Here is a 9,978-nt window from a genome sequence, read left to right as displayed (position 1 = left end):
CCGGCCCGCCCGCGGGCGGCACCGGCCCGCCCGTGTGCGGTCCGGCCCCGCCGGACCGCACGGGTGCGTACGCTCGCGGGTATGGACGACGCACACCGCGAGACGCCCCCGCCGGCCGCCGCGACCGTGGACCAGGGACCGCCGTACGCGGAGTGCGTGCGGTGCCGGAAGCCGACCGAGTACCCGGAGTCCACGAAGGGCAGCACCCTCTGCCCGGTCTGCGCCTGGCAGGAGGCGGAACGCACCGCCTGCTCCGGCTGACGCCGGGCCCGGGTCCGCTCAGCCGCGCATCAGCTCGGAGACCTTGACGAAGCGGTATCCGCGTCCGCGCAGCTCCGGCACGATCCTCCGCAGGGCCTCCTCGGTGACCGGCGCCGCGCTGCGGGTGCAGTGCATGACGACCAGCGACCCCGGCTCCACCCCCTCCAGCACCTGCGCGGCCACCGCGTCCGCGTCGGTGGCGAACGCGTCACCGCTGACCACGTCCCACTGGACCGCGGTCACCCCGGTCGGCGCCAGAGCCCTCAGCGCCGCGTCGTCGTAGCAGCCGCCCGGGAAGCGGAAGTACGGCACGACCTGGTGCGCGCCGGTCGCGCGGATCGCGGCGAACGCCCGCTCCACCTCGCCCCGCATGTCCTCCTCGGCGACCGTCGGCAGCCCGTAGCACGGGGCGGAGAAGGCGTGGTGGCTGAAGGAGTGGTTGGCGATCTCGAACAGGGGGTCGTTCCCGATCGAGCGGGCCTGGTCCGGGTACTCCTGCGCCCACCTGCCGGTCATGAAGACCGTCGACGGGACCTCCAGCCGGCGCAGGGACGCGATCAGCCCGGGGTTGTCGAAGTGCTCGCCCCCGGCGGCGCGCCGCCCCTGGTCCGCCGTCATGTCCGCGTCGAAGGTGAGGGCCACGACCTTGTCGCCGTGCCCCGTCCGGTCCCGTCCCGGCGCGCCGGCGGCCCGCCGTTCGAAGACCGGTGTCAGGCCGCCGGGGCCCGGCGCCAGGACCGGCGGACCGCTCTCCGGGGCCCGCGACGGCGACGGAACGGCCGTCGCGGGCTTCCCGGAGGCCGTCGGACGCGCGACCGGCCCGGCGTGAGGGGCGTCGGGGCCTCCGCAACCGGCCAGCACCCCACTCATGACCGTCAGGACGATCATCCTGCGAACGGATCTGATCATCCGGGGACGGTAACTGATGGATCATCAGACGATATTCATGGCGCTCCGGCCGTCCGGGACCCGGACGGCCGGATCACCCGTCTGCCCGTGCCGCGGTCAGCGCCAGGGGCCCGTCACCGCGAACGTCGTCCCCGGGGTGTAGCAGTTCACGAACATCGTCCCGCCGTCCGGCGAGAACGTGACGCCCGCGAACTCACCCCACTCCGGCTCCTCCTCCGTCCCGGTGTTCTGCCTCCCGCGCGCCATCGGGTAGACCTCCCCGCGCCGCGTCACCCCGAGCACGTGCTGCGCCCCGCCGCCGTCCTCGCAGACCATCAGCCCGCCCCCGGCCGCGAGGCAGATGTTGTCGGGGGACTCGCCCGGCAGCTGGATGTCCGTGTCGGGGCCGAAGACGACCACCAGCGTGAGCCGGCGCCGCTGCGGTTCGTACCGCCACACCTGGCCGAAGTGGTCGGCGGCCGACCCCTCCGAGCTGTGCGCGAAGCTGGAGACGAAGTACACCGACGAACCGCCCCAGTAGCAGCCCTCCAGCTTCTGGGCGTGCGTGATGCCCTTCGCCCCGAAGTCCTGCAGCCGGATCGGCGTCCCCGCGGCCTGCGGGTCCGGGACCGGGACCCACTCGATCCGGTCGAACGTCGCACCCGTCTCCTGGACCACGGAGAGGTCGGGCACGCCGGGCACCCGCATCGCCTCCAGCGCGCCGCCGGCCCGCAGGGACCCCCTCCCGCCGAGCGGCTTCTCCGGGAGGAAGCGGTAGAACAGCCCGAACGGCTCGTCGAACGCGTCCTCCGTCTCGTACACGATGCCGTTCCGCGGATCGATCGCGACCGCCTCGTGCTGGAAGCGGCCCATCGCGGTCAGGGGCACGGCCCCGGTGCGGCGCGGATCGGCGCCGTCCACCTCGAACACGAAGCCGTGGTCCTTCGTGTAGCCGTTGGTGCCGGCCTTGTCCTCGGTCTCCTCGCAGGTCAGCCAGGTGTTCCAGGGGGTGGGGCCGCCGGCGCAGTTGACGGCCGTCCCGGCGATGGCGACGCGTTCGCCGCGTACACCGCCGCGGCCGTCGAGTTCGAGGGCCGTACAGCCGCCCTTGGCCGCCGGGTCGTAGGTCAGGCCCTCGATCGTCGGGACGGCGATGTCGGCGGTCACGCGGTTCTCGTGGTTGCGCACCAGATGGACCCGGCCGCCGCGGCCGGCGAAGGCGGCCATGCCGTCGTGGTTGCTGGGGACCCGGCCCTCGCCCGAGCGGAGCGGGTCGCCCTCCCGGGAGAGCACCCGGTAGCGGAAACCTTTCGGCAGGTCGAGCAGGCCGTCCGGATCCGGCACGAGGGGGCCGTAGCCGCTGTGGCCCCGGGCTTCGGCGGTGCCGGAGAAGAGTTCGGTGAAGGCCCCGGCGAAAGCGACCGAGGCGGCGGTCGCGGCGCTGCCGGCCAGGACCTGTCGTCGTGTTGCGAGGTGTCGCGGTGCGGATGACATGAGGCAACTCCCTGTTGGCGGACAGGTGAAGTGACCCGCACGTGTGTAGCACGCATGGTGGCGCGCGGGAACCATGCGGGCCACGGTGCCCCGTGTGTCCCCGGGACGGACGAGGTCCCGGGGACGGGTGCGGTCAGGCCAGCGACGCGGACAGCGTGATGGTGGTGCCCGTGAGGGCCTGGCTGACCGGGCAGTTCGCCTTGGCGTCCTCGGCGGCCTTCACGAAGCCCTCCTCGTCCAGCCCCGGGACCTCGCCCTCCACGGTGAGGTGGATGCCGGTGATGCCGGTGCCGGGCTGGAAGGTGACCTCGGCCCGGGTCTCCAGCCGGGTCGGCGGGGTGCCCGCCGTGGCCAGGCCGTTGGACAGCGCCATCGAGAAGCAGCTGGAGTGCGCCGCCGCGATGAGCTCCTCGGGGCTGGTCTTCCCGTTCGCCTTCTCCGCGCGCGACGGCCAGGAGACGGGGTACTCCCCGATCCCGGAGGAGTCGAGGGTGACAACGCCCTTGCCCTCGAGGAGGTTGCCCTCCCAGACCGTGTGCGCCTGACGCGTGGTAGCCATACTGGATCCCTTCGAACGGTGTGCGCGGTCGGACGGACGTGCCGGGCACCCGCGGGCATCCGTACGTCCTTCGCCCCCGAACCTACTGCGCCACCAGTCCCTTCGCGTCACGCGCCAGTGCGGTCAGCCGGGAGATGGCCCGGAAGTACTTCTTCCGGTACCCCCCGTTCAGCATCTCGTCGCTGAACAGCCGGTCGAAGGGGAGCCCGGACGCGAGGACCGGGACCTCGCGGTCGTACAGCCGGTCCGCCAGCACCACCAGGCGCAGCGCCGTGGACTGGTCGGGCACCGGCCGCACGTCGGTGAGGCAGACCGCCGTGATCCCGTCGGTCAGCGCGCCGTACCGGCTCGGGTGGACCTCGGCCAGATGGTCGAGCAGCGACGGGAAGTCGTCGAGCGAGGCTCCTGCGGTCGCGTACGCGGCCCGGGTGACCTGGTCGTCGGAGTACGGCGGCGGCGCCTCGGGCAGTCCGCGGTGGCGGTAGTCCTCGCCGTCGATCCGCACCGGCCGGAAGTGCGAGGACAGCCCCTGGATCTCCCGGAGGAAGTCGGCGGCCGCGAAGCGTCCCTCCCCGAGCTTGCCGGGCAGTGTGTTCGAGGTGGCGGCCAGGGCGACGCCGGCCTCGACCAGCCTGCTGAGCAGGGAGGACACCAGGACCGTGTCGCCCGGGTCGTCCAGCTCGAACTCGTCGATGCAGAGCAGCCGGTGCCCGCTCAGGGTCTGCACGGTCTGCTGGAAGCCCAGCGCGCCCACCAGGTTCGTCAGCTCGACGAAGGTGCCGAACGCCTTGAGCGGGGGCGCGGCCGGGGTGGCGTGCCAGAGCGAGGCCAGCAGGTGCGTCTTGCCGACGCCGTACCCGCCGTCCAGATAGACACCGCGCGGCCCGGCGGGCGCGTCGGCCTTCCGGCCGAACCACCTGCGCCGGGTGCCGCCCGCCGCGTGCGCCCCGCCGAGCCCGGCCGCGAAGGAGCTGAGCACGCCGACCGCCTCGGTCTGGCTCGGCCGGCCGGGGTCGGGCACGTACGTATCGAAGCGCACCGAGTCGAAGCGCGGCGGCGGGACCATCTCCGCGACCAGACGGTCGGCGGGGACGCGCGGTTCGAGGGCGCACAGGGACTGCGGGGCCGTTTCGGCTATGGGGCTCTGCCCCGGCACGGCGGTGGAGGACGACACAGCTCTCCACCTTAAGGCCTCTCCCGGGAGGCACCCCGCGCCGTGCCAGACTGCGGACCATGCGACGCCTGCTCCCCGTGCCGGACCCGAACGCCCCAGCCGCCGCCGACCGCGAGTGGACGCTCGACGAGCTGGCCGACGCCTACGCCTACCCCGCCGACGGGCGGTGCCGGCTGCGGGCCAACATGGTCTCCACCCTCGACGGCGCCGCCCAGCACGACGGCCGCTCGCAGGGCATCTCCTGCGCGGCCGACATGCGTGTCTTCGGCACGCTGCGCGGACTGGCCGACGCGATCGTCGTCGGCGCCGAGACCGCCCGCGCGGAGGGCTACCGGCCCGCGAGGGCCCGTGAGGCATTCGCCGCCCGGCGGGCGGCGGCGGGGCAGGGGCCCGCCCCGGCCGTCGCGGTCGTCAGCGCGAGCCTGGACCTGGACTTCTCGCTGCCCCTCTTCGTCTCGCCGCTCGTGCCGACGCTCGTGGTCACCGGATCGGCGGCGCCGCCGGACCGGATCCGGGCGGCCCGGGAGGCGGGGGCCGAGGTGGTGATCGCCGGGGACGGCTCAGCCGTCGACCCGGCCCGCGCGGTGGCGGAACTCGACCGGCGGGGTCTGCGCCGGCTGCTCACCGAGGGCGGACCGCGGCTGCTCGGCCAGTTCGTGGCGGCGGGGGTGCTGGACGAGCTCTGCCTCACCCTTTCGCCGATGCTGACCGCGGGGGACGCCCAGCGCATCGCGGGCGGTCCCGCCGTCTCCGTGCCGGAACGTTTCTCCCTGGTCTCCCTCCTGGAGGAGGAGGGATTCCTGTTCACCCGGTACGGGAAGATCTGACATTTAGCGGAATTAGCTGTTCCGCTTAGCTTCCGGTGGGCACACTTATCCCTGCCGGCCCCGTGCGACTGCGGGGAAGGATGGTTTCAGCACCAGCGGCCGTCCGCGCGGCCCACGAGAAGAATCGGAAGGGCGCCTGTCGTGTTCACCAGCGTTTTGATGATCGAGAAGCCCCTCAGCCGGGAGGACGTGGACTTCGTCACCACCCTCCACGGCGAGGAGCGGATCTCGTTCGTCGTCCTGATGCAGCCCCGCAGCGACCAGGCCGACGTCCTGCTCCGGGCGATCGACGACGTGGCGATCGGCGAGCTCCGGGAAGCCGTCCGTGAGGGGGACCTGCCGGAGGGCGACGAGGCCAGGGAGCCGGCCGAGGTTGCCCTGGAGTACTCCCTGCGGGAGCTGCGCGAGGCGGGCTCGGAGGCCGTCGGGCAGGTGGTCGAGGACCACCCCCTGGACAAGCTGAAGACCGTGGTCGACGACTCGGGTGCCGACGAGGTCATCGTGCTGACGGCGCCGCACTACGTCGAGGAGTTCTTCCACCGCGACTGGGCGTCCCGGGCCCGCCACAAGGTCGGCGTACCGGTGCTCAAGCTCTTCGCGCACAGCGAATAGGCTGGGGCCGACCGACCCACGTCACACCTCGGGAGAGACACGTATGGCACCCGGTATTCCTGCCGCTCTGGAACGGCCGCACTTCATCGGCATCGGCGGCGCCGGAATGTCGGGCATCGCGAAGATCCTGGCCCAGCGCGGGGCGAAGGTGGCGGGCAGCGACGCCAAGGAGTCCGCCACCGCCGAGGCCCTGCGCGCGCTGGGGGCGACCGTGCACATCGGGCACGCCGCCGGACACCTCGCCGACGACGCGACCTCGGTGGTCGTCTCCAGCGCCATCCGCGCCGACAACCCCGAGCTGGTCCGCGCCGCCGAGCTGGGCGTCCCCGTCGTGCACCGCTCCGACGCGCTGGCCTCCCTGATGGACGGGCTCCGCTCCCTCGCGGTCGCCGGGACGCACGGCAAGACCACCACGACGTCGATGCTCGCCGTCGCCCTGTCCGAGCTGTCTCTCGACCCGTCGTACGCCATCGGCGGCGACCTGGAGGGCCCCGGGACCAACGCCAGGCACGGCGGCGGTGACGTCTTCGTCGCCGAGGCTGACGAGAGCGACCGCAGCTTCCAGAAGTACGCCCCCGAGGTCGCGATCGTCCTCAACGTCGAGCTGGACCACCACGCGAACTACGCGTCGATGGACGAGATCTACGAGTCCTTCGAGACGTTCGTCGGCAGGATCGTGCCCGGAGGCACCCTCGTCGTCGCCGCCGACCAGCCGGGCGCCGTCGAGCTGGCCGGGCGGGTCCGCGAACGTTCCTCGCTCACCGTCGTCACCTACGGCGAGTCCGAGGGCGCGGACGTCCGCGTGCACAAGGTCACCCCGCGCGGCCTGACCAGCGAGGTCACGGTCGTCCTCAACGGGAAGTTCCTCACCTTCACGGTCTCCGTGCCCGGCCGCCACTACGCGCACAACGCGGTCGCCGCCCTGGCCGCCGGTGTCGCCCTCGGCATCCCCGCGCACAACCTGGCCTCCGCCCTCGGCAAGTACACCGGGGTCAAGCGCCGCCTCCAGCTCAAGGGCGAGGCGGCCGGCGTCCAGGTCATCGACTCGTACGCGCACCACCCCACGGAGATGGCCGCCGACCTGGAGGCCATGCGGGGCGCGGCGAGCGAGGCCCGCCTGCTGGTGGTCTTCCAGCCGCACCTCTTCTCCCGCACCCAGGAGCTCGGCACGGAGATGGGCCAGGCCCTCGCCCTCGCCGACGCCTCGCTGGTCCTGGACATCTACCCGGCCAGGGAGGACCCCCTCCCGGGTGTCACGAGCGCACTGATCATCGACGCCGCGAAGGCCGCGGGCGCCGACGTCACGGCCGTGCACGAGCAGGCCGACGTCCCCTCGGCCGTCGCGGGAATGGCGAAGCCCGGTGATCTGGTTCTCACCATGGGAGCGGGCGACGTCACCGACCTCGGCCCGCAGATCCTGGACCACCTGTCGAGCTGAGGGAGCCACCGTGTCGTACGACGTCGAGAAGCCGGACGAGCAATGGCGGGCCGAGCTGACGCCCGCCGAGTACGCGGTGCTGCGCCGGGCCGGCACCGAACCCGCGTTCGTGGGTGAGTACACCGACACCACCACGGCGGGCGTCTACTCCTGCCGTGCCTGCGGGGCGGAGCTGTTCCGCTCCGACACCAAGTTCGCGTCGCACTGCGGCTGGCCGTCCTTCTACGACCCGAAGGACACCGACGCGGTCGAGCTGCTCCAGGACAACACCCTCGGCATGGCCCGCACCGAGGTGCGCTGCGCCCGCTGCGGCTCGCACCTGGGGCACGTCTTCGAGGGCGAGGGCTACCCGACGCCCACGGACCAGCGGTACTGCATCAACTCCATCTCGCTGACCCTGGCGCCGGACGAGAGCTGAGCCGACCGCCCGCGCACGTCGGACGCACCGGTGCCCCGGTCCCTCGGATTCACCGAGGGACCGGGGCACCGCCCTGATCGGGTACCGCGCCGATCAGGTCTTGACGAGCTCCGCCGGCTCCCGCTGCACCGGGATCTCCCGTTGCAGCCGCTCGCCCTCGATGTCGAGGTCGGGCAGGATCCGGTCGACCGGGCGCGGCAGCCACCAGGCGGCGCGTCCCAGCAGGTGCATGACCGCCGGTACGAGCGCCATGCGCACGACGAAGGCGTCGATGAGCACACCGATCGCCAGCGCGAACCCGATGGACTTGATGATCGGGTCGGGCATGAACACGAAGCCGCCGAAGACGGCGGTCATGATCACCGCGGCGGCCGTCACCACCCGTCCGTTGTGGCCGACACCGCTGATGACGGACTCCCGGGCGTCGGCGCCGTGCACGAAGTCCTCCCGCATGCGGGAGACGAGGAATACCTCGTAGTCCATGGCCAGGCCGAAGAGGATGCCGATCAGCAGGATCGGCAGGAAGCTCACCAGCGGACCCGGCGTGTCGAGGCCGACCAGCGACGCCAGGTGGCCCTCCTGGTAGATCGCGACGGTGATCCCGAACGTCGCGCCGATGGTCAGCAGGAAGCCCAGGGCCGCCTTGAGCGGCACCAGGACCGACCGGAAGACCAGCATCAGCAGCAGGAACGAGAGCCCGACCACCAGCAGGAGATAGACCGGCAGCGCTCCGGCGAGCTTCTCGGAGACGTCGATGCCCACCGCGGTGGCCCCGGTCAGTGCGATGGCCGCGCCGTCGACGCCCTTCACCCGGTCGCGGATCGCCTGGACGGTGTCCTCGGTCGTGGCGTCGGTGGGGCCGGTCTCGGGGATCACGGCGAGGAGGGCCGTGGTGCCCTTCTCGTTCATCTGCGGCGGAGCCACGGCCAGCACCCCGTCGGTGCCCATGATCAGCGTGGCGGTCTCCTTCGCCGCCGCGCCGGTCGCCTCCGGGGTGTCACCGGACACGACGGCGACCAGCCGGCCGTTGAAGCCCTCGCCGAACCCCTCGGTGGTCAGGTCGTACGCCTCACGGTTGGGCGAACCGACCGCCTCGGTGCTCGCGTCCGGCAGCGCGAGACGCATGTCCTGCACCGGAAGCGTGAGGGCACCCAGACCGGCCACCCCGATGATCAGGACCGGGATGCGCAGCCGCGCCACGATCCGGCCCCAGCGGAAGGCGAAGCCGGTACCGGCCGGGGCGGTGGCCCCGTCCCCCTCGGTCCCGCCCTCGGCCCGGTCGTTCGCCCGGCCCTCGGCACGGTCCTTCGTCCGGTCCTTCCGGGGGAGGACGCGGATGCCCGCGAAACCGAGGACGGCCGGGAGCAGGGTGAGCGACACGAGGACGGCGAGCGCGACCGTGGCCGCGGCGGCCAGGCCCATCACCGTCAGGAAGGGGACGCCCGCGACGGTGAGTCCGGCCAGCGCGATGACGACGGTGGCACCCGCGAAGACGACGGCCGAACCCGCGGTCCCGGCCGCCCGGCCCGCCGCCTCCTCGCCGTCCATGCCCGTGGAGAGGTAGTGGCGGTAGCGGGAGGTGATGAACAGGGCGTAGTCGATGCCGACGGCCAGGCCCAGCATCAGCGCCAGGATGGGCGCGGTGCTGGTCAGTTCCACGGTGCTGCTGAGGGCGAACAGCCCGGCCATGCCGGCCGCCACGCCCACCAGGGCGTTCAGCAGGGTCATACCGGCCGCCACGAGGGAGCCGAAGGTCAGGACCAGGACGAGCGCGGCGACCGCGACACCGATGACCTCGGTCGATCCGACCTCGGGAACGCCCCGCATGATCTCGCCGCCGTGTTCGACGCGCAGATCGGGGACGGACGCGCCGGCCTTCGAGAACGCCTCACGCTGGCTGTCGGTGATGCCGTCGACGCCCGACGCGAACTGCACCTGGACGAGCGCGTAACGGCCGTCCTGCGAGACGGCCTTGGAGGCGAACGGGTCGACGGCCGCGAGGACCCCCGGGACCTTCGAGGCCTCCGCGGTCACCGGAGCCACGGCCTGGGGAGTGAGCTTCGTGCCCTCGGGCGCCGCGACGACTATGCTCCCGGTCGCCCCGCCGGCCTGCGGGAACTCCCGGGCGAGCGAGTCCAGGGCCTTCTGCGACTCGGTGCCGGGGATCGAGAACTTGCTGGTGGTGGGCCCCATGAAGGCCGCGGCGCCGCCTCCGAGCAGAGCGAGCAGCAGCAGCCAGAGGGCGAGGACACGCCCCCGGCGCCGGAAGGACAGCCGGCCGAGCCGGTACAGCAGGATTGCCATGCG

The 9,978-nt window shown here is 72.7% G+C and carries 10 protein-coding genes; 5 read left to right on the top strand and 5 right to left on the bottom strand.

Annotation, left to right across the window (positions count from 1 at the left end):
- Positions 1-81 precede the first annotated feature (81 nt).
- Positions 82-261: a hypothetical protein gene (locus tag ABZ172_RS19990; protein WP_356885059.1), complete on the top strand. Its 180-nt coding sequence runs from the start codon at positions 82-84 to the stop codon at positions 259-261.
- Between the two features lie 18 nt (positions 262-279).
- On the opposite strand, the gene ABZ172_RS19985 is transcribed toward ABZ172_RS19990, so the two are convergent.
- The 4 genes from ABZ172_RS19985 to zapE form a co-directional block, all read right to left on the bottom strand.
- Positions 280-1,149, bottom strand: a complete 870-nt coding sequence (locus ABZ172_RS19985) for a polysaccharide deacetylase family protein (protein ID WP_356885065.1) — start codon at positions 1,147-1,149, stop codon at positions 280-282.
- Between the two features lie 117 nt (positions 1,150-1,266).
- Positions 1,267-2,643 (bottom strand): alkaline phosphatase PhoX, encoded by a 1,377-nt coding sequence (locus tag ABZ172_RS19980; RefSeq protein WP_356885058.1) that lies wholly within the window; start codon positions 2,641-2,643, stop codon positions 1,267-1,269.
- A gap of 133 nt (positions 2,644-2,776) precedes the next feature.
- Complete coding sequence (locus ABZ172_RS19975; protein ID WP_356885057.1) at positions 2,777-3,202, bottom strand: OsmC family protein; 426 nt, start codon at positions 3,200-3,202, stop codon at positions 2,777-2,779.
- 82 nt (positions 3,203-3,284) lie between these two features.
- On the bottom strand, positions 3,285-4,376 hold the full coding sequence (zapE, locus tag ABZ172_RS19970; protein WP_356885056.1) for a cell division protein ZapE: 1,092 nt from the start codon (positions 4,374-4,376) through the stop codon (positions 3,285-3,287).
- A 59-nt stretch (positions 4,377-4,435) separates the two neighbouring features.
- Between zapE and ABZ172_RS19965 the strand changes: the two genes are divergently transcribed.
- From ABZ172_RS19965 to msrB, 4 genes are all read left to right on the top strand, one after another.
- The gene (locus tag ABZ172_RS19965; RefSeq protein ID WP_356885055.1) at positions 4,436-5,203 is read left to right on the top strand and encodes a pyrimidine reductase family protein; all 768 of its coding nucleotides are present in this window, start codon (positions 4,436-4,438) and stop codon (positions 5,201-5,203) included.
- Positions 5,204-5,362: 159 nt separating this feature from the next.
- Positions 5,363-5,815 carry an indole-3-glycerol phosphate synthase gene (locus ABZ172_RS19960; RefSeq protein ID WP_356885064.1) on the top strand — a complete coding sequence of 151 codons (453 nt, stop codon included), beginning with the start codon at positions 5,363-5,365 and terminating at the stop codon, positions 5,813-5,815.
- 43 nt (positions 5,816-5,858) lie between these two features.
- Positions 5,859-7,253, top strand: a complete 1,395-nt coding sequence (gene murC / locus ABZ172_RS19955; protein ID WP_356885054.1) for a UDP-N-acetylmuramate--L-alanine ligase — start codon at positions 5,859-5,861, stop codon at positions 7,251-7,253.
- 10 nt (positions 7,254-7,263) lie between these two features.
- Complete coding sequence (msrB, locus tag ABZ172_RS19950) at positions 7,264-7,671, top strand: peptide-methionine (R)-S-oxide reductase MsrB (RefSeq protein WP_356885053.1); 408 nt, start codon at positions 7,264-7,266, stop codon at positions 7,669-7,671.
- A 93-nt stretch (positions 7,672-7,764) separates the two neighbouring features.
- On the opposite strand, the gene ABZ172_RS19945 is transcribed toward msrB, so the two are convergent.
- Positions 7,765-9,975 (bottom strand): MMPL family transporter, encoded by a 2,211-nt coding sequence (locus tag ABZ172_RS19945; RefSeq protein WP_356885052.1) that lies wholly within the window; start codon positions 9,973-9,975, stop codon positions 7,765-7,767.
- Positions 9,976-9,978 lie beyond the last annotated feature (3 nt).

Source organism: Streptomyces sp. NPDC006296 (assembly GCF_040613235.1).
Lineage (GTDB): Bacteria > Actinomycetota > Actinomycetes > Streptomycetales > Streptomycetaceae > Streptomyces.
Note: the sequence above shows the minus strand (reverse complement) of the source record. Positions and strands in the feature narration are given on the sequence as shown.

Bases quoted from the DNA above. Each gene is read 5' to 3' on its own strand.
- ABZ172_RS19990 (WP_356885059.1), top strand. From the start codon at position 82: ATGGACGACGCACACCGCGAGACGCCCCCGCCGGCCGCCGCGACCGTG.
- ABZ172_RS19985 (WP_356885065.1), bottom strand. From the start codon at position 1,149: ATGATCGTCCTGACGGTCATGAGTGGGGTGCTGGCCGGTTGCGGAGGC.
- ABZ172_RS19980 (WP_356885058.1), bottom strand. From the start codon at position 2,643: ATGTCATCCGCACCGCGACACCTCGCAACACGACGACAGGTCCTGGCC.
- ABZ172_RS19975 (WP_356885057.1), bottom strand. From the start codon at position 3,202: ATGGCTACCACGCGTCAGGCGCACACGGTCTGGGAGGGCAACCTCCTC.
- ABZ172_RS19965 (WP_356885055.1), top strand. From the start codon at position 4,436: ATGCGACGCCTGCTCCCCGTGCCGGACCCGAACGCCCCAGCCGCCGCC.
- ABZ172_RS19960 (WP_356885064.1), top strand. From the start codon at position 5,363: ATGATCGAGAAGCCCCTCAGCCGGGAGGACGTGGACTTCGTCACCACC.
- murC (WP_356885054.1), top strand. From the start codon at position 5,859: ATGGCACCCGGTATTCCTGCCGCTCTGGAACGGCCGCACTTCATCGGC.
- ABZ172_RS19945 (WP_356885052.1), bottom strand. From the start codon at position 9,975: ATGGCAATCCTGCTGTACCGGCTCGGCCGGCTGTCCTTCCGGCGCCGG.